The sequence below is a fragment of the Flavobacterium suzhouense genome (assembly GCF_042684765.1).
GTDB classification, from domain to species: domain Bacteria; phylum Bacteroidota; class Bacteroidia; order Flavobacteriales; family Flavobacteriaceae; genus Flavobacterium; species Flavobacterium suzhouense.
In genome coordinates this window covers 70,195-89,882 of record NZ_JBHUMD010000027.1, presented here as the reverse complement: position 1 = coordinate 89,882, position 19,688 = coordinate 70,195, and the positions used below count along the sequence as shown (strand labels likewise).

General features: G+C 38.5%; 19 protein-coding genes and 4 tRNA genes. All 23 read right to left on the bottom strand.

Annotation, left to right across the window (positions count from 1 at the left end; genetic code table 11):
* Window positions 1-41: 41 nt before the first annotated feature.
* The 23 genes from rpoB to ACFSR3_RS13590 all read right to left on the bottom strand — a co-directional run bounded on the left by rpoB (window position 42) and on the right by ACFSR3_RS13590 (window position 19,567).
* On the bottom strand, window positions 42-3,854 hold the full coding sequence (gene rpoB / locus ACFSR3_RS13700; RefSeq protein WP_114756576.1) for a DNA-directed RNA polymerase subunit beta: 3,813 nt from the start codon (window positions 3,852-3,854) through the stop codon (window positions 42-44).
* 127 nt (window positions 3,855-3,981) lie between these two features.
* On the bottom strand, window positions 3,982-4,359 hold the full coding sequence (rplL, locus tag ACFSR3_RS13695; RefSeq protein WP_114756575.1) for a 50S ribosomal protein L7/L12: 378 nt from the start codon (window positions 4,357-4,359) through the stop codon (window positions 3,982-3,984).
* A 62-nt stretch (window positions 4,360-4,421) separates the two neighbouring features.
* Entirely contained in the window at window positions 4,422-4,937 is a 516-nt protein-coding gene (rplJ, locus tag ACFSR3_RS13690; protein ID WP_114756574.1) for a 50S ribosomal protein L10, read from the bottom strand.
* A gap of 22 nt (window positions 4,938-4,959) precedes the next feature.
* Window positions 4,960-5,649 carry a 50S ribosomal protein L1 gene (gene rplA, locus ACFSR3_RS13685; RefSeq protein ID WP_114756573.1) on the bottom strand — a complete coding sequence of 230 codons (690 nt, stop codon included), beginning with the start codon at window positions 5,647-5,649 and terminating at the stop codon, window positions 4,960-4,962.
* Window positions 5,650-5,669: 20 nt separating this feature from the next.
* Window positions 5,670-6,107, bottom strand: a complete 438-nt coding sequence (gene rplK / locus ACFSR3_RS13680; protein ID WP_114756572.1) for a 50S ribosomal protein L11 — start codon at window positions 6,105-6,107, stop codon at window positions 5,670-5,672.
* A gap of 69 nt (window positions 6,108-6,176) precedes the next feature.
* A complete protein-coding gene (nusG, locus tag ACFSR3_RS13675) occupies window positions 6,177-6,728 on the bottom strand; it encodes a transcription termination/antitermination protein NusG (protein ID WP_114756571.1) in 552 nt (183 codons plus the stop codon).
* 10 nt (window positions 6,729-6,738) lie between these two features.
* Window positions 6,739-6,936, bottom strand: coding sequence for a preprotein translocase subunit SecE (secE, locus tag ACFSR3_RS13670; protein WP_114756570.1), 198 nt, complete (start codon window positions 6,934-6,936; stop codon window positions 6,739-6,741).
* A gap of 16 nt (window positions 6,937-6,952) precedes the next feature.
* A tRNA-Trp gene (locus ACFSR3_RS13665) sits at window positions 6,953-7,023 on the bottom strand.
* 57 nt (window positions 7,024-7,080) lie between these two features.
* Entirely contained in the window at window positions 7,081-8,268 is a 1,188-nt protein-coding gene (tuf, locus tag ACFSR3_RS13660) for an elongation factor Tu (RefSeq protein WP_379821719.1), read from the bottom strand.
* A gap of 55 nt (window positions 8,269-8,323) precedes the next feature.
* Window positions 8,324-8,395 (bottom strand) — tRNA-Thr (locus ACFSR3_RS13655).
* Window positions 8,396-8,480: 85 nt separating this feature from the next.
* Window positions 8,481-8,561, bottom strand: a tRNA-Tyr gene (locus tag ACFSR3_RS13650).
* A gap of 117 nt (window positions 8,562-8,678) precedes the next feature.
* Window positions 8,679-8,752: transfer RNA gene (locus tag ACFSR3_RS13645), tRNA-Thr, on the bottom strand.
* 92 nt (window positions 8,753-8,844) lie between these two features.
* Window positions 8,845-9,147: a ribosome hibernation-promoting factor, HPF/YfiA family gene (gene hpf / locus ACFSR3_RS13640; RefSeq protein WP_114756568.1), complete on the bottom strand. Its 303-nt coding sequence runs from the start codon at window positions 9,145-9,147 to the stop codon at window positions 8,845-8,847.
* 12 nt (window positions 9,148-9,159) lie between these two features.
* On the bottom strand, window positions 9,160-10,077 hold the full coding sequence (locus ACFSR3_RS13635) for a tyrosine-type recombinase/integrase (RefSeq protein WP_379822003.1): 918 nt from the start codon (window positions 10,075-10,077) through the stop codon (window positions 9,160-9,162).
* A gap of 70 nt (window positions 10,078-10,147) precedes the next feature.
* Window positions 10,148-10,342, bottom strand: coding sequence for a 30S ribosomal protein S21 (rpsU, locus tag ACFSR3_RS13630; protein ID WP_114756566.1), 195 nt, complete (start codon window positions 10,340-10,342; stop codon window positions 10,148-10,150).
* A 72-nt stretch (window positions 10,343-10,414) separates the two neighbouring features.
* Window positions 10,415-11,767, bottom strand: coding sequence for an alpha-amylase (locus tag ACFSR3_RS13625; protein WP_379821716.1), 1,353 nt, complete (start codon window positions 11,765-11,767; stop codon window positions 10,415-10,417).
* A 162-nt stretch (window positions 11,768-11,929) separates the two neighbouring features.
* Window positions 11,930-13,072 (bottom strand): acyl-CoA dehydrogenase family protein, encoded by a 1,143-nt coding sequence (locus ACFSR3_RS13620; protein WP_114756564.1) that lies wholly within the window; start codon window positions 13,070-13,072, stop codon window positions 11,930-11,932.
* A gap of 15 nt (window positions 13,073-13,087) precedes the next feature.
* Window positions 13,088-13,975, bottom strand: coding sequence for a helix-hairpin-helix domain-containing protein (locus ACFSR3_RS13615; RefSeq protein ID WP_379821714.1), 888 nt, complete (start codon window positions 13,973-13,975; stop codon window positions 13,088-13,090).
* A 12-nt stretch (window positions 13,976-13,987) separates the two neighbouring features.
* Window positions 13,988-14,215 (bottom strand): PspC domain-containing protein, encoded by a 228-nt coding sequence (locus ACFSR3_RS13610; RefSeq protein WP_114756562.1) that lies wholly within the window; start codon window positions 14,213-14,215, stop codon window positions 13,988-13,990.
* A 58-nt stretch (window positions 14,216-14,273) separates the two neighbouring features.
* Entirely contained in the window at window positions 14,274-15,542 is a 1,269-nt protein-coding gene (locus ACFSR3_RS13605; protein WP_379821712.1) for a DUF2851 family protein, read from the bottom strand.
* Between the two features lie 28 nt (window positions 15,543-15,570).
* Window positions 15,571-16,083 carry a 3'-5' exonuclease gene (locus ACFSR3_RS13600; protein ID WP_379821711.1) on the bottom strand — a complete coding sequence of 171 codons (513 nt, stop codon included), beginning with the start codon at window positions 16,081-16,083 and terminating at the stop codon, window positions 15,571-15,573.
* 53 nt (window positions 16,084-16,136) lie between these two features.
* Window positions 16,137-17,498 (bottom strand): pyridoxal-phosphate dependent enzyme, encoded by a 1,362-nt coding sequence (locus ACFSR3_RS13595; protein WP_114756559.1) that lies wholly within the window; start codon window positions 17,496-17,498, stop codon window positions 16,137-16,139.
* A 65-nt stretch (window positions 17,499-17,563) separates the two neighbouring features.
* Window positions 17,564-19,567, bottom strand: a complete 2,004-nt coding sequence (locus ACFSR3_RS13590) for a putative porin (RefSeq protein ID WP_379821710.1) — start codon at window positions 19,565-19,567, stop codon at window positions 17,564-17,566.
* Window positions 19,568-19,688: the final 121 nt, after the last annotated feature.

Below are 19,688 nucleotides of genomic sequence, written 5' to 3'. Positions count from 1 at the left end.
GTATAGAAGGGAATGGCACAATGTACCATTCCCGTGGAAATTTATTCTTCTAATCTGATGTCAAGTCCAAGACCCTTAAGCTCATGCATCAATACATTGAACGATTCAGGTAATCCCGGTTCCGGCATAGTTTCACCCTTAACGATAGCTTCGTAAGTTTTAGCCCTACCGATAACGTCATCCGATTTAACAGTCAGTATCTCCCTTAAAGTACTTGACGCACCATAAGCCTCAAGAGCCCAAACCTCCATCTCTCCAAAACGCTGACCACCAAATTGCGCTTTACCTCCAAGAGGCTGCTGCGTGATAAGCGAGTAAGGACCGATAGAACGCGCGTGCATCTTATCATCTACCATGTGACCTAGTTTCAGCATGTAGATTACACCTACTGTAGCCGCCTGGTGGAAACGCTCTCCGGTTCCTCCATCGTATAGGTAAGTGTGGCCAAATCTTGGTATACCTGCCTCATCAGTTAAAGCATTGATCTGGTCAAGAGAAGCACCGTCGAAAATAGGAGTAGCAAATTTCCTTCCTAAGTCCATACCAGCCCATCCAAGAACCGTCTCATAAATCTGACCGATGTTCATACGTGAAGGTACACCAAGCGGGTTAAGCACGATATCCACAGGAGTACCATCCTCAAGGAACGGCATATCTTCCTGACGTACGATTTTAGCAACAATACCTTTGTTACCGTGGCGTCCCGCCATCTTATCACCCACTTTAAGCTTACGTTTCTTAGCGATGTAAACTTTAGCAAGTTTCAAGATACCTGACGGAAGCTCATCACCCACAGTAATGGTGAATTTTTCCCTTCTTAGGGCTCCCTGAAGGTCGTTCAGCTTAATTTTATAGTTGTGGATAAGGTCGTTAACCATTGCATTGGTTTCGTCATCCGTAGTCCACTGACCTTTAGTTAAGTGAGCGAAATCTTCAACAGCATACAGCATTTTCTGAGTATATTTCTTACCTTTTGGTAATACTTCCTCACCCAGATCATTCATCACTCCCTGTGAAGTTTTTCCGTTAACGATATTAAATAACTTGTCAATCAGTCTGTCCTTAAGCTCGTTGAACTTAACTTCAAAATCCATTTCAAGTTTTCCTAAATCGTCTTTATCTTTTGTACGTTTACGTTTATCCTTAACGGCACGCGCAAACAGTTTTTTATCAAGTACAACACCATGTAATGACGGAGATGCTTTTAATGAAGCATCCTTAACATCACCTGCTTTGTCTCCAAAGATGGCACGAAGAAGTTTCTCTTCCGGTGTTGGATCAGACTCTCCTTTTGGAGTAATCTTACCGATAAGGATGTCGCCAGGTTTAACCTCGGCACCAATCCTGATCATACCGTTTTCGTCAAGATCCTTAGTAGCTTCCTCACTTACGTTAGGGATATCGTTAGTTAACTCTTCGTTACCTAATTTAGTATCCCTTACCTCAAGAGAGTAGTCATCTACGTGGATAGACGTAAAGATATCATCACGAACCACTTTTTCAGAAATCACAATCGCATCCTCGAAGTTGTAACCTTTCCAAGGCATGAACGCCACTTTAAGGTTACGTCCAAGAGCAAGTTCACCGTTTTGTGTAGCATAACCTTCACAAAGAACCTGACCAGGTTTAACTCTGTCACCTTTTCTTACGATAGGCTTAAGGTTAATACTTGTACTCTGGTTCGTTTTTCTGAACTTGATAAGCTGGTATGTTTTCTCATCCGGATCAAAGCTTACGCTTCTCTCACGGTCAGTTCTGTCATATTTAATTGTAATCTCGTTAGCATCAACATACTCAACAGTACCATGCCCTTCAGCATTGATAAGTACCCTTGAGTCAGAAGCTACCTGGCGCTCCAATCCTGTACCCACAATTGGGGCTTCCGGACGTAAAAGAGGAACCGCCTGGCGCATCATGTTCGATCCCATCAACGCACGGTTCGCATCATCGTGCTCAAGGAAAGGAATCAATGAAGCCGAGATAGAAGCGATCTGGTTAGGAGCAACGTCAGTATAGTGAGCTGCAGTAGGTTCAACAACCGGGAAATCACCTTCTTCACGAACGATGATCTTATCGGCAGTAATAACACCACTTCCATCCATTTCAATGTTTGCCTGAGCAATCATCTTACCCTCTTCTTCTTCAGCACTTAGGTAAATAGGAGCCGATTCAAGGTCTACTTTACCTTCAGTTACTTTGCGGTAAGGCGTTTCAATAAAGCCCATTCCGTTTACCTTAGCATAAACACCAAGAGATGAGATCAAACCAATGTTTGGTCCCTCAGGCGTTTCGATAGGACATAAACGGCCATAGTGCGTATAGTGAACGTCTCGAACCTCGAAACCTGCTCTTTCTCTTGAAAGACCACCTGGTCCAAGTGCTGATAACCTTCTCTTGTGAGTGATCTCTGCAAGTGGATTCGTCTGGTCCATGAACTGAGAAAGCTGGTTGGTACCAAAGAACGAGTTGATAACCGACGACAATGTTTTAGCATTGATAAGGTCGATTGGTGTAAACACCTCGTTATCCCTAACGTTCATACGCTCTCTGATTGTTCTTGCCATACGGGCAAGACCAACGCCAAACTGAGCTGAAAGCTGCTCACCTACTGTACGTACACGACGGTTTGATAAGTGATCAATATCATCAATCTCCGCTTTAGAGTTGATAAGCTCAATAAGGTATTTAACTATCGTGATGATATCCTCTTTGGTAAGCACCTGCTTATCCATAGGAATATCAAGATTAAGTTTTTTGTTCATTCTGTAACGACCTACTTCACCAAGGTTGTAACGTTGGTCAGAGAAGAACAATTTATCTATAATGCCACGAGCTGTTTCCTCATCAGGTGGTTCTGCATTACGCAGCTGACGGTAAATATGCTCTACAGCTTCTTTTTCTGAGTTAGTAGGGTCTTTCTGTAAAGTATTGTGGATAATAGCATAATCTGCCTGATTGTTATCCTCTTTGTGTAACAGAATTGTTTTTACGTTAGAGTCAATGATCTCTTCAACATTATCTTTGTCGATGATAGTATCACGATCTAATATAATTTCGTTACGCTCGATAGAAACCACCTCACCTGTATCCTCATCCACGAAATCTTCGTGCCAAGTGTTCAATACACGTGCAGCAAGTCTTCTGCCGATATACTTTTTAAGACCTGTTTTTGAAACCTTGATTTCTTCAGCAAGGTCAAATATTTCAAGGATGTCTTTATCCCTTTCAAAACCAATAGCTCTGAATAATGTAGTAACAGGAAGTTTTTTCTTTCTGTCGATATAAGCATACATTACACTGTTAATGTCTGTAGCGAATTCTATCCAAGAACCTTTAAAAGGAATTACCCTTGCAGAGTATAATTTTGTTCCGTTTGCGTGGAATGACTGGCCAAAGAAAACACCAGGAGACCTGTGAAGCTGTGATACAACCACACGCTCAGCACCGTTGATAACAAAAGTACCGCTTGGTGTCATATAAGGGATAGTTCCCAAATATACATCCTGTACAATAGTTTCAAAATCTTCATGCTCAGGGTCTGTACAATAAAGTTTAAGCCTTGCTTTAAGCGGCACACTGTATGTAAGTCCCCTGTCTATACACTCTTCAATTGTATAACGTGGCGGATCAACAAAGTAATCAAGGAACTCCAATACAAACTGATTTCTTGTATCAGTAATCGGAAAGTTTTCCATGAAGGTGTTATAAAGACCTTCGTTGCCTCTTTCATCTGATTTCGTTTCAAGCTGGAAAAAATCTTTAAAAGATTTTACCTGTATGTCAAGGAAGTCCGGGTAATCAGGAATGTTTTTTGTTGAGGCAAAATTTAATCTTTCAGTCTGATTTGTTATCATCAATGGACAAAATTTTGATTAAAAAAATTTAGTAAAAAGCGTATAAAATGTTATTATACGAAAAATGGTTTAGGCCTTTGAGAGTACTTCTCAAGGCCTAAACCTGGGTTTTGTAACCGATGTAAGCTTATTTAAGCTCAACAACAGCTCCAGCTTCTTCTAAAGCTTTCTTAAGACCTTCAGCCTCTTCTTTAGAAACAGCTTCTTTTACGTTTGTTGGAGCAGCATCTACAAGATCTTTAGCTTCTTTAAGTCCTAAACCTGTAAGTTCTTTTACAGCTTTAACAACACCAAGTTTAGAAGCACCAGCATCTTTAAGAACTACAGTGAACTCAGTTTGCTCAGCAGCAGCAGGAGCATCACCTCCAGCAGCAGGACCAGCAGCAACTACTGCAGCAGCAGCAGGCTCGATTCCATACTCATCTTTTAATATTGTAGCTAGTTCGTTAACTTCTTTAACTGTTAAGTTAACTAGTTGTTCTGCGAATTGTTTCAAATCTGCCATTTTTTCTATCGTTTTAAATAGTTTGTAATATATAATTTATAAAGTGCGTTCTCGCGGGGTTATTATCTTTCAGATAATGTTTTAACAAGTCCTGCAATTGTACTACCACCTGATTTAAGGGCAGAAACAACGTTTTTAGCAGGAGATTGAAGAAGACCGATGATTTCTCCGATAACTTCGTCTTTAGATTTAAGTGCTACAAGGGCGTCAAGCTGGTTGTCACCGATGAATACAGCCTCGTGGATATAAGCACCTTTAAGAACAGGTTTATCAGATTTTTTACGGAATTCTTTGATGATCTTAGCAGGAGCGTTACCGTTCTCTGCAATCATGATAGAAGTACTTCCTTTTAGGATAGAAGGTAGTTCACCGTAGTTGTTATCTAAGCTACCCATAGCTTTTTCAAGAAGGGTATTTTTAACAACCTCAAGTTTGATACCAGCTTTAAAACAAGCTCTTCTTAAGTTTGAAGTATTCTCTGCATTAAGTCCTGAAATATCTGTTACATAAACAACGTTTGTACCAGCCAACTGTGCAGTTAAATCTTCAATAACTCTTGATTTTTCTTCTTTGGTCATAATAAAACTTTTTAACTACCAATTATACTGCTTTAGGATCTAAAGCGATAGCAGGGCTCATAGTAGAAGAGATGTGGATACTCTTAATGTATGTACCTTTAGCTGCAGTTGGTTTCAATTTGATTAATGTTTGAATAATTTCGTGCGCGTTCTCAGTGATCTTGTCAGCCTCAAAAGAGATTCTTCCGATTCCTGCGTGAACGATACCGGTTTTATCAACTTTAAAGTCGATTTTACCAGCTTTAACATCAGCAACAGCTTTACCTACTTCCATAGTAACAGTTCCTGTTTTAGGGTTTGGCATTAGACCACGAGGACCTAATATTCTACCTAGAGGACCTAATTTACCCATAACTGCAGGTACAGTGATGATAACATCAACATCTGTCCATCCGTCTTTAATTTTTTGAAGGTAATCATCTAAACCTACGTAGTCAGCACCAGCAGCTTTAGCCTCAGCTTCTTTATCAGGTGTAACAAGAGCAAGAACTCTTACATCTTTACCTGTACCATGAGGAAGTGTCACAACACCTCTCACCATTTGATTCGCTTTTCTTGGATCTACACCCAGACGTACTGCGATATCAACAGACTCATCAAATTTTGCAGAAGCAACTGTTTTGATTAATGCAGAAGCATCTTTCAATGAATACAGCTTGTTCTTCTCAATTTTTGAAGCAGCCTCTTTCTGTTTTTTTGTCAATTTTGCCATGTCTTCTTTTTCTTTTTAGATTAAAAAGGAGCTGCTCCTGATACTGTTATACCCATAGACCTTGCTGTACCAGCTACCATACTCATAGCTTTCTCGATTGTGAAAGCATTTAGGTCAGCCATTTTGTCTTCAGCAATAGTCCTGATCTGATCCCAGGTAACGCTTGCTACTTTCTTACGGTTTGGCTCACCAGAACCTCCTTTAAGTTTAGCAGCTTCCAGTAGTTGGATTGCAGCCGGTGGCGTTTTAACAACAAACTCGAAAGATTTGTCTTTGTACACAGTAATTTGTACTGGTAGAACTTTACCGGGTTTATCTTGTGTTCTGGCATTAAATTGCTTACAGAACTCCATGATATTAACCCCAGCAGCTCCCAATGCAGGTCCAACCGGTGGCGACGGATTCGCAGCACCTCCCTTAACTTGTAGTTTAACTACTTTACTAATTTCTTTAGCCATTTCTTTAAAAAAATTTAGCACATCTTCATTTGGAAGCGAATGATGTGATTTATAATAAGTGTAACAAAATTATACTTTCTCAACCTGCATAAAGCTTAGCTCAAGCGGAGTCTTTCTTCCAAAGATCTTCACCATCACCTCAAGCTTACGCTTTTCTTCATTAACTTTTTCAACGTTTCCGTTAAAACCGTTAAATGGCCCGTCAATAACTTTTACCGTCTCACCTACCGCAAATGGTATAGAAACGTTATCAGTTTTAACAGACAATTCGTCTACCTTACCAAGCATTCTGTTTACTTCAGCTAAACGTAAAGGAACAGCATCGCCACCTTTAGTCTCTCCAAGAAAACCGATAACACCGGTAATAGACTTTATAATATGCGGTATTTCACCGGTTAAATTAGCCTCAATCATTACATAGCCAGGAAAGTAAACACGGTCTTTGCTGATTTTTTTTCCATCACGAACCTGAACCACCTTTTCAGTTGGAACAAGTACCTGAGAAATATAATCAGACATACCAAGTCTGCTAATTTCTGTTTCTATGTAGTTTTTAACTTTATTTTCCTGACCGCTTACAGCTCTAACCACATACCACTTTTTGACATTGTTATCAGTCATTGTAATAAAATTAGTTTTTTAATAAAGCATAAAACTTAGCGACAAGAACTTCAAAGCCTTTATCCACTCCAAAAGTAACCAACGCAAATATTACTGAAAATACAGCAACAATAATAGTCAAACGTTGAACTTCAGCCCATTCAGGCCATGTTACATTTGATTTAAGCTCAGTAAATGCTTCTGATATGTAATTAGTAACTTTTGCCATTGTTATATTGTTTTTGCACGGGCGGAGGGATTCGAACCCCCATCAACGGTTTTGGAGACCGCTATTCTACCCTTGAACTACGCCCGTTTGTTAAAAGCCAGCTGATGCATCAGCACCAGGCTGGCTTTTTATTTTAACTATAAATTAGTCTAGTATTTCAGTAACCTGACCTGCACCTACTGTACGACCACCCTCACGGATAGCGAAACGTAGACCTACGCTAAGAGCGATTGGGCTAAGTAGTTGTACATCGATAGTAAGGTTATCACCTGGCATTACCATCTCAACACCTGCAGGAAGAGAAATTGTTCCTGTTACGTCAGTTGTACGAACGTAGAACTGAGGACGGTAGTTGTTGTGGAATGGAGTGTGACGTCCGCCTTCTTCTTTTTTAAGGATATAAACCTCTGCTTTAAAGTGAGCGTGTGGCTTAACAGATCCTGGCTTGATGATAACCATACCTCTTTTGATATCAGCTTTATCGATACCACGTAGAAGTAGACCTACGTTATCTCCAGCTTCACCTCTGTCAAGGATTTTACGGAACATCTCAACACCAGTAATAGTTGAAGTAAGTTTCTCAGCACCCATACCGATGATTTCAACTGCGTCACCTGTGTTAGCAACACCTGTTTCGATACGACCTGTAGCAACAGTACCACGACCAGTAATTGTGAATACGTCTTCAACCGGCATTAGGAATGGCTTATCAACGTCACGAGCAGGAAGCTCAATCCAGTTATCAACAGCCTCCATCAATTGCATTACAGTATCAACCCATTTTGGCTCACCGTTAAGTGCACCTAGAGCAGAACCTTGGATAACTGGTCCGTTATCACCATCATATTGATAGAAAGAAAGTAGATCTCTGATCTCCATTTCAACTAGCTCAAGAAGCTCAGCATCGTCAACCATATCCACTTTGTTCATAAATACAACCATTCTTGGAACACCTACCTGGCGACCTAGAAGGATGTGCTCACGAGTTTGTGGCATCGGCCCGTCAGTTGCAGCAACTACAAGGATAGCACCGTCCATCTGAGCAGCACCAGTAACCATGTTCTTAACGTAATCCGCGTGACCTGGACAGTCAACGTGAGCGTAGTGACGGTTAGCTGTAGCATACTCTACGTGAGAAGTATTAATAGTAATACCCCTTTCTTTTTCTTCAGGAGCGTTATCAATTTGGTCAAATGATTTAGCCTCAGAAAGACCTGCATCAGCTAATACTTTTGTAATAGCAGCAGTCAAAGTAGTTTTACCGTGGTCAACGTGCCCGATTGTACCTATATTAAGGTGCGGCTTCGACCTATCAAAAGTTTCCTTTGCCATGATTTAATAATTTAATCTTAGTTATATAATTAGTGTTCAAATTCTTTTAAACTTGAGCCAATGACGGGATTTGAACCCGTGACCTCTTCCTTACCAAGGAAGCACTCTACCCCTGAGCTACACCGGCCTGTCTCGTCATCTCAACATGAATTTTAAATCCCAAGCCAAAATAGCTTATTATTCACAACTCAATACTCAAATAACTTTTTTTGTGGGGAGAGCAGGATTCGAACCTGCGAAGGTTTCCCAACGGATTTACAGTCCGTCCTCGTTGGCCGCTTGAGTATCTCCCCTAACCTTTACTTTTCAGTTGCTTTTTCTTCAAAAACCTTAAGAACAAATATGTGATTTTCTTTCAAATAATTGACAATCAAAAACTTAATCAAATCTCACAAAGCTCTTTATTTTAGAGCCGATGGAGGGACTCGAACCCACGACCTGCTGATTACAAATCAGCTGCTCTAGCCAGCTGAGCTACACCGGCAACTTACAATAAAAAAGTCCGCTATTTCTAACGGACTGCAAATGTATAGAATTTATTTTTTAATCAAAACATTTTTCAGGTTTTTTTTCTTTTTATGAATGCGTCCTGATTTTTTGCTTTCTTTTCATCAATAAACGTTCCATGGAATCTGCCGCAAGCTCAACCGCTTCCTCGAATGATTTACACTGCTTTTTAACTATAAACTCATCCCCCGGGACTGCTATTTTAATCTCTGCGATCTTATTTTGCTTTTCACTCGTATTATCCAGTTTAAAATACACATCAGAATTCACAACCCTGTCATAATACTTTTCAAGTCTATTCAACCTGTCCTGAACATAACCAACCAGCTTCCTGTCAACATTAAAGTTGACTGCATGAACATTTACTTTCATAATCTAAAACTTTTAATCGTTAAACGTTGAGGAATCACCCCGATTACGCGGATGAGCATCACCATACACTTTTTTCAACTCAGCAAGACTGCTGTGGGTATATATTTGTGTAGAAGATAAGCTCGCATGACCCAACAATTCCTTTACTGAATTCAAGTCGGCTCCGTTATTGAGAAGATGCGTTGCAAAGGTATGCCGAAGCACGTGCGGACTTTTCTTTACCTTACCGGAGACAACACTAAAGTAACCATTTATTAACCTATAAACAAATGATTCACTCACTTTATTGCCCCGATTATTCAAAATTAACACATCAGCATCGTTAATCTCCGGCAAAGAACGCCTTTTCACCATATACCTACCCAGCAATTGAGCTGTACAAGGCAAAACAGGCAGCATCCGTTCCTTATTCCGCTTACCCAACACCTTCAGCGTTCCGTTCCCGGAATCATAACTACCCAACTTTAAACCTATTAGTTCAGCACGACGAATACCCGTAGTATAAAAAAGCTCAATTATCAACCTATTTCTAATCCCTTCAAAATCGTCAGCATATTCAAGATCAGCCACCACATCATTCAACTCTTTTTCAGAAAAGGGTATCTGAACTTTCTTTTCAGCCTTCAGCGACTTATGTTGCTGCAAAGGATTAACAGAAATCTGTTTTGAACGAAGAAGAAATTTATAAAACGATTTTAACGAAGAAATCTTTCTGTTAACCGATTTATTAGCCACACCACCCTCAACAAGATGAACCACCCAGCTTCGTACGTGACTATAAACCACATTTTCAAGCTCAGCCTCTTCATCCTGCTCTTTAATAAATCGCTCAAACGTAGACACATCATCCGTATAAGCACGAAGTGTCAGGAGAGAATAATTCTTCTCCTTTAAAAGATAATCTGCGTATGCCTGTTTAGAATTAACCATAAAAAAACCGTTAACAGCAAAGTTATAAAACTTTCCTGCTAACGGTAATATCATTAATCCTTAAAATTAATTAATTCTCTAGAGAATCTCTTAATCCCTGGATATAACTTGCTTTTTGTATTTGAGCTCTTCTTACAACTGAAGGTTTGATGAAAGCCTGACGACTTCTTAGCTGACGCACTACACCAGTTTTATCAAATTTCCTTTTGTAACGCTTAAGCGCTCTATCAATATTTTCTCCGTCTTTAATTGGTATAATCAACATAATATAACACCTCCTCTCGTTAAGGCTGCAAAACTACATCTTTTTTTATACCTGACAAATAAAATATACTTTTTATTTTACCGACCATACAGTATAGCCGTGCGGAGGCGCCTGAACCTTAACCCAGGTATCAGCCTGCGTTACAGGTTCCCACGTTGATGCTCCTGTATAATCTTTAATAGTTGTGCTTGCCCAATTGGTATCTACCCATCTTTCCTGCCATGAATTACTATTATTAATATACACTATAAGTCCCGGCGTTCCATTCCTGCGTGCTACATATTCATCATTATCCGCATAAAGATACGTTGTAGACCCCGAAGCTTTGTTATTATGAATCCATATAAGGTTGTTCAGCTTATTTTTGTCAAGCCACTCTTCATAATCACGATAGAACACACATGGATAACCTTCGTGTGTCAGTATATAAGCATAGGCTAATATCTTATTATTGTAAATTTCATCTGTATCATGGTTTGCTACAAAAGTTACCGCCCTGTAGGCATTACGCTTTAAAAGCATATCACCATTAAGCTGTGTCAGATCATTATTCTGCAATGCGTCACGCATTTTATAATAACACGCAAAGTCAAAAGCACTGGCTTCCGCCGAATTTGCCCACCATTCAAGGGTTGCGGCATTAGCATCCCAATACTCCCCAACCGCAAATCCGGTAGCAGCATTTTTAAAATTCTTCACCACCCAGGGCTCAAATCCTTTTACATAATCAAACCTCCAGCCATCAAACTTCATAGTGTTCTTATAATACTTGGCAACAGAATTGGAATTATTATACAGCCAATCCTGTACATAGGTCTTATCATGACACAGATCAGGGAAACCTCCAAAAGAACCTGCATCAGAAGCGTGGAGATTGTTAGGATGAAAATCATTGTACGAACGGATGAATAAACCCGAAGCAGGCTGAAAATCGGTCCAGGTATTAGAGCCTGTATAAGGGTTAGCCTGTGAAGCACCTCCGCTATTATGATTCAGAACAATATCAGCAATAACACTCAGATTATTATTATGCGCCGTAGTAATAAGAGAATTAATCTCAGCAAGAGAACCAAAGCGAGTTTCCACACTACCCATTTGGTTATAGCTTCCAAAATCAAAATAATCAAAAGGATCATACCCCATTGAATATCCCCCATTTTGTGCTTTACTGGCCGGAGGAAGCCAAATAGCATCAAATCCGGCACTATTCCACGAAGGAACTTTTCCTTTAATGGTATTCCACCAGGTTCCTCCCGCAGGAACATCCCAGTAGAAAGCCTGCATCATAACCTTAGAACCGATAGCTTTTGTTTGCACAGCACTATTATTAACCGCTGACAGATTTTTTTCCTGTGCTACTTCAGGATCATTTGAACAGCTCCACAGTAGTAGTGCAGAAGCCGCAATTGTAAATATGTATTTCATAATTAATAGGTTTGGATTTTACCTAATTTATAAAAACAAACTTCAAAAATTACATATTTGACAACTAATACTCTACTACAACGTTGTAATGTTAATAAATAAAACCAAAAAGGGGTTCGTGTAGCACACAAACCCCTTTTTCAAATATCTATATTTTAACTATTACTCTTTCAGTAAGTTACGAGAAATAACAAGTTTCTGTATTTCAGTCGTACCTTCACCTATAGTACATAGCTTAGAATCCCTGTAAAATTTCTCAACCGGATAATCTTTGGTATAACCATAACCTCCATGAATCTGAACTGCTTCGTTAGAAACTTTCACGCAAATCTCCGAAGAATACATTTTACCCATAGCTCCAGCTACAGTCATTGGTTTGTGGTTATTTTTAAGATACGCAGCTTTGTGAAGCAATAATTCAGAAGCTTCAATTTCTGTAGCCATATCTGCAAGCTTAAAGGCAATTCCCTGGAAGTTACTTATCGGCTGACCAAACTGGTAACGCTCTTTAGAATATTTAAGTGCAGCTTCATAAGCACCTTTAGCAATACCTAATGATAATGCACCGATAGAGATACGACCTCCGTCAAGTACTTTCATTGCCTGAATAAACCCTTGCCCTACTTCTCCAAGCCTGTTCGCATCCGGTATACGGCAGTTGTCAAATATAAGCTCTGCGGTCTCACTTGCACGCATACCTAATTTATTTTCTTTTTTCCCGCTTGTAAAACCTGGCATTCCTTTTTCGAATACAAAAGCAGTCATTCCTTTAGAATCACCTTTTTCTCCTGTACGAACAATTACTACAGCTATATCTCCCGATTTAGCATGTGTAATGAAGTTCTTAGCACCATTAACGATCCAATGGTCACCATCCTTAACAGCAGTAGTATTCATACCACCTGCATCAGAACCCGTATTATGTTCTGTAAGACCCCAAGCACCGATATGCTCGGCAGTAGCTAATTTAGGAAGCCATTTCTTTTTTTGTTCTTCGTTTCCGAAAGTAAGGATATGATTTGTACATAGCGAATTGTGTGCCGCTACCGACAAACCTATAGATGGATCTACTTTAGAGATTTCTTCAACAACAGTAATGTATTCGTGGTAACCTAAGCCTGAACCTCCATACTCTTCAGGAACTAAAACACCCATATATCCCATTTCACCTAATTTCTTAAACAGGTCTACCGGAAAATGTTGAGCCTCATCCCATTCCATAATGTTCGGACGTATGTGCTGTTCTGCAAAATCCCTGATCGATTGAGCGATCATATTTTGCGTTTCATTATATTCAAAGTTCATTTTTGTTTGATTTTTTTAGAATTCCAAATATAAGGCAATTATTTTTACTTTATCAACAGGAAAATTCTGAATTTCTAACAAATCATCAATTTTTCTGATTTTACCATCCATGCTACGTTGTGTAATTACACTTCTGGCAATATCTTTATTGAAATAAGGAAACCGCGAAAGTTGTAATAGTGATGCCGTGTTTACATTTATTTTTTCTATTTCAGGAATTTTAGAAACATTAAAGTACTTTTTAAGTCCTGATTTAGCCTCAGCCGACAAGGTTGAAAAATCATCCATTTGATCCATACTAACAAAGCCTCCCAAGATACTTCGCCGTTTAAGTATCTCCTTGGCATAATAAGGCCCAATACCGTAAACTTTTATTAAATCCTCCTCAATGGCTTTGTTAATATCAATAACCTTTACAGCCTTAGACTCGGGAGCAGACTCAGTACGAGAGTATTTTTGTATATCCGAAACATTATCATACTTTACAGGCTTGTTGCCAAATTTAAAATATGGCTGCAATTTTTGCAGCAAAGTATCACCCACACCGGTAACCTGCTTAAACTCTGATACTGAATTGATAAACCTGCCAGACGCTCTATAATCATGCAGTTTATCCAGTTGCAAAGTAGAAAGCCCAAGGATATAGCCTTTATAATCGGTAATAAAATTTGGATTGAAAGGATATATCGTATCATTATGAGTAGTCTTTCTTTTTAATGCATTTATTTCATCCTGATGTGCCAACCACTCTTTTTCTTCCTTAGATTTTTCTTCTTCAGAGGTAAAATCAAAAGATGTGAGAATAAAATAAATTATCTGAAAAACAATTATCAGCCCAAACAGCACCATTATGCCCTTTTGCTGATCCTTGGTAAATCTGAAAAAGAATCTGAAAGCCTTCATCGACTATAGGTTTTACAGATCGAAAACTGAGCTTCTTTTGGTATATACCATATCTTTTAGCCTAAGCAGAAAAGCAAGCGTTAAATAAACACCAAACCAAAGCCCTACCGTCACAAATGATATATATATAAAGAACAGCCTTACGTTTGTAGGTCGCATACCCAATCTGTCGGACAGTCGTTGCAGGACTTCAAAACCGTGTTTTTCAAAAAAATGACGTATGTTGGTTATAAAGGACATTCTTCTATGTTTAGTTTACCAAATGTAATGGTTTCGGAAACAGTTTGTATAAGTTTTTCTACTTTTTTAATAGTTCCAAACCTACCGCACACTGCAGGCAGCGTTTATTAGCGCAATATTCATTTTTAAGCTGCAATAAAGACTGCGTATCAAAAGCAGAATTCACTTCAACATTAAATTGACTGAATTTATCAATTATAGCATTTTTTTCAGGTTTTATCGCCTGTAACATAGCTATGAGCTTTTCCGGATCTTCTTTACCGATACTTCTCTCATAAGCAAACCTAAAAGGTACAATAGTATTAACAATCAGCAGGTCAACAAATGATGTTGTGAGCGATTTTCGCTTTTTAGTACTCACCTTATCAAAGGTATAGTGTGTTTGCCAATACGGAGAAGCCTGTATGTTGAAAATGTTATAAATTTCCTCAACAGAAACTCCCTCTGTAAGTTTAGAAAACAGATTCTGATGCTTATGGTATAACTGAGCCAGTTGTGAAAGGCGTATGGTAGGAAAATTATCAGGACGGTGCTTAAAGAACTGAACGGGATCAACATACACCTTGTCTAACCTGTACTTATGGCATATATAATCATATCGCGATTTCAAATCTTTAAAATATAAATCTTCATGATTCTCTTCCAGCAAACCTACCCTTCCAAAAAACAAAGCTTCAAGATTTTCAAACTCAAATCCCTCTCTTCGAATTATCGAAAATGGCAATGATTGCGCCACGCGGTAAAATATTTCCCCATTGGTATTAAGCCCAAAACTTTTGGCAAGGAAAGAAAACAAAACAGCCTCCCAATCATTCCCCGTTGTTTTTGCCAGTTCAAGAATTGGTAAAGCTTTGCGTTCGAGTCGTTCAAAAAATAAACACTCTTTCCAATTAGAAAACATAAAGGCGTCCACATGTGCCAATTCCTTCTCGCAATATATCCAGGATTTGGCAACAGCCAGGTTATTATAATTATTGAGTGTTTCAGCAGAGACATAATGCTTAAGTTCCAAAACAGGAATTTCGGTGTTATCCTTTCTAAAAACTTCCGTATCGTGTTCCCATACTACATGAAGAATAACATTGTCATACGAATTATCCGTCTCATGGGTGTGGAGGTACCAATCTGAAGATTTAATATGAATCTCTACATTACCGGCCCACTTTTGGCTACCGATAGTAAGTTGTGCATTAAAGAAGTCAGGTCCGGCCAACTGTAGGTATTGCCCGGTATTTACCACAACAATATCTTCCCCCTGAACCGTCTTCAGGTTGAGGGTGTCAAACTTTTTAAATTGCCATACGTAATGCAGAAAATCTTCTTTCATTAGTACGAAAATACACAAAAAACTTAATCTACAAATGTAGTTTTACCTGTCCGTCATGCAGAAGATATAATTTAGCACAGGCACGCGCATCTGACAAGGCTTCATGGTGATTTAATTCAATCCCGTTTCGTTCACTGCACGCCTTTAGATTTGCAGGTTTGTAACCTTTAGTCTTGTATATCTTACAGGTACACTCCCAACGATCGGCTAATTCCAGCTCATCATAGTATAAACCATAATAATGCATGGTTTTCATGAGTACATTACGATCAAAAGACTCATTGTGTGCCACAAGTTTTTTACCCTGTAACCTTTTACGAATCTCGGGAAACACACCGTCAAAAGTTGGCAAATTAAGGGTCTCAACAGGTTTTATACCATGCACCATTATATTGCGATACCAGTATTCGTTATCAGGAGGTTGTATGAGCGTATGATATTCCTCTGTGATAACTCCATCCTCAACCGTAACAATACCAACAGCACACGCACTGTATGCATAGCCGGTAGCAGTTTCAAAATCAATGGCAGTAAAGGTCATAGGATAAAATAGAAAAAGAGCCCTAAGGCTCTTTCAAATATATAAAAATACTTTTATTTGATTGAACTGATAATATCGTGTTTTGTTATGATATGGTGTTTACCATTACCTAAGTCAACAAGAACAGCCTGATTATCTTTATTGATAAGCTTAGATATCTCTTCAATAGAAGTATTAGCTTTAACAACAGGGTAAGGCTTGCCCATTATCTCACGAATAGGCTTATCAGCAATATCCTTATCTTCCACATAACTACGGAAAAGATCCGTTTCATCTATAGACCCAACAAAACCGTTAGTATCTATAACAGGAATCTGTGATATCTTATATTTACGAAGACGATCAATCGCATGAGAAACAAGTTCTTCTGTACGAACAATCACCAGCGGTTTATCTGAGTGGTCTTTAATAAGATCTTCGGCTTTGGTAATTTCCTCATCAAGGAAACCACGCTCACGCATCCAGTCATCATTAAACATTTTACCCACATAACGGCTTCCGCTATCGTGAAAAAGCACAACAACAACATCATCAGGCTTAAACTCATCTTTAAGCTGTAACAAACCTTTGATTGCCGCTCCTGCAGAGTTTCCTACGAAAATACCTTCTTCAAGAGCCAGTCTTCTGGTATAAACGGCAGCATCCTTGTCGGTTACTTTAGTAAAACCATCTATAAGTGAAAAGTCAACGTTCTTAGGAAGGATGTCTTCACCTATACCTTCAGTTATATATGAATAGATCTCATTCTCATCAAAAACACCTGTTTCATGGTATTTTTTGAATACTGAGCCGTAAGTATCAATACCCCAAATCTTGATATTAGGATTTTTCTCTTTTAGGAATTTAGCAACCCCTGAAATTGTTCCACCTGTACCAACACCAACAACAAAATGTGTGATTTTACCTTCAGTCTGCTCCCATATCTCCGGACCCGTCTGTTCATAATGCGCCGCTGTATTAGACATGTTGTCATACTGGTTAACATACCATGAATTAGGAGTTTCTTCAGCCAGGCGCTTAGAAACCGAATAGTAAGAACGCGGATCTGTTGGTTCAACATCAGTCGGGCAAACAACTACCCTCGCACCTACTGCACGAAGAATATCCATTTTTTCTTTAGACTGTTTATCTGATATTACGCATATCAACTTATATCCTTTTACGATTGCACCTAAAGCAAGTCCCATACCGGTATTACCTGAAGTACCTTCAATAATAGTACCTCCTGGTTTTAACCTTCCGTCTGCCTCCGCATCTTCAATCATTTTTACAGCCATCCTGTCTTTTACAGAATTTCCGGGATTGAACGTTTCAACTTTTGCTAACACAAGTGCATCTATGTCCTCAGTAAGCTTGTTTAGTTTAACCATTGGTGTATTACCAATAGTTTCTAATATGTTTTTAGCGTATTTCATTTTAATTTATTTAGAAGCCATTAAGATGACTTTCAGGAGCAAAGATAAAAAATACAATTATAAGATTAAGAGAAGAAGTCCCAAACAACTCCAAAACGGATTGTAAAGTCCATATAAGGATAATTAGGAGCCGAGAAATAATTATAACCCGAAAAACTCGAATTTAAGTGTTCGGCCTTAATAAATAACCTAAACTCCTGAATTTTGGCATTGATAAAGAAATCAATTAAAGGGAAATTACCGGTTTTCGTAGCATCCTGACTATAAAACTCGCTAATTACAGGGTTATAACCATTTGCATAATACTTGGTAAAATACTGGAAAGTCACCCCTGTTTGAAAGAATAAAGCTTTTTTAAAGGCACGATCTGTATAATACAATGTATTCCTTGTAAGCAATGAAGGCACATTCAGTACGTTCGCACTTTGCTGCACATTCTGGAATAAAACTGTATTATCAAGGGCAAATTTACCCAGCCTGAATTCACGGTTAGCCTTTACCGAAAGATAATTTATAGTCCCATCAAACTGTTGTGGCTTTACTAATAATGGCTCAACTTCATCTTCCGCCGGAGCCGGATCAGGATAAACTCTGTTAAAAAATAAATGATCATTCAGTATAGAATACTGAACTGAAGCATTTAGCCATTTGGTTTTAGCTTCGAACTCGAAATTATTAATCTTTTCGTTCTTAAAGTCGGTTTTCACATCATTATCATCATCTTCAACATCATAAGGCCAATTGTAACTTTTATAAGTACTCTGATACAACTGATAATTATTGTCCGGCAACTTATTCATGTTTTGATATTTCCCGCAGAATTCAAAATCATCATTCAGTTTATAACGTACAGAAGCTTCCATGTTAGCCAAAGACTGATCTGTAATCGAATTAGACACGAGAACACTACCTTTCCATTTATCCTTCTGATAAATATATTTGGCACCATAAGTAACTATATCATCGCTGATTGAATTTGGTGTTGCCAGCTGACCATCTGCAATGATAACACTCTTATAAAAATAATTATAGTTAAAATCGTCAAGGTAAAACTCAAGCTTGCCAATTTTTTCATTGGTATATGCAGCACCTATCAGGTTATACATCCTATTATAGCGTGTTTTATTATTAACAATTGACGCATAGGAATCTCCAAATCTTTCACTCAAACCAACTGACGCATTGGTTCCGGCGCTAAATTCATAGGATTTATTCTCATAATTGAATTGATGGTGAAAAACAAGGCTATTTGGATTTGTCTTGCTCAACCTAAAAGTATGATCAACAAAATAGCGATTCCCTTTTAGCAATGATTTACCATCACGCATGTAAACCTCAAGTCGTTCTCTTTGGTTAAACGGGGGATCACTCTGTTCAAACAGTTCGGGTTCAACAATTCCTCCATTTTCCTGATTAGAAAAATCCTGCCCGGTAAAGTGTGCTCTAAGCATATATCTTTTATCCGTAGTATTGTAGCTACCGCTTAGCTTAAAAATACCATTACTCGATAGCTCATTGATATAACGCCCTAAGGAACGCAGTCCTTTATATCCTGCTGCAAAATTGAGATTTTCAGATGTGTTTAAAGTAATAAAAGCATCGAGTATTTGTCCCTGTCCCAAAACAGAACGATACATAAGATCAGTGTAAGGAGTAGCAACATTATAATACTTTATATCTTCTACTTCCTGATAAGCAACATGCTTTGCCTTAAAGCCCATCTGCGGAAAAGGATCAAATTTATTCAACCCAAAATCAAGTAAATTGTAGGCCCCACCATCGTTAGAAAGCGAAAGAAGCCCAAAATTGTCTTTTCTTAGATAATTAACTTCATATTCCTTTTTTAAAGTTAATGCAGTATCGACATAGGTCGTATCTCTGTCAAAGGAAATGATTTTATACATGTCAATAGTGGCAACGCTGTCTTTAGGCGAGCTTGCTGCCTTATCCTTATCTGATATAGTTTTTTGATTAGACGGATTAGACCTTGCATTAAGTTTACCCTTCTTCTGGGAAAACGCAAACAGAGGAAGCAAACATAAAAAAACGAAAAGGCTCTTTTTTAACATGCACATTTAGAGTTTGGGCAAAGGTACTTATTTTTATATATCACGAAAGCTAAAAATAAAGCAAAAAAAAAGGCTTTCCGAAGAAAGCCTCTTAAATTATATAAGCTGTAATTAGTTACAG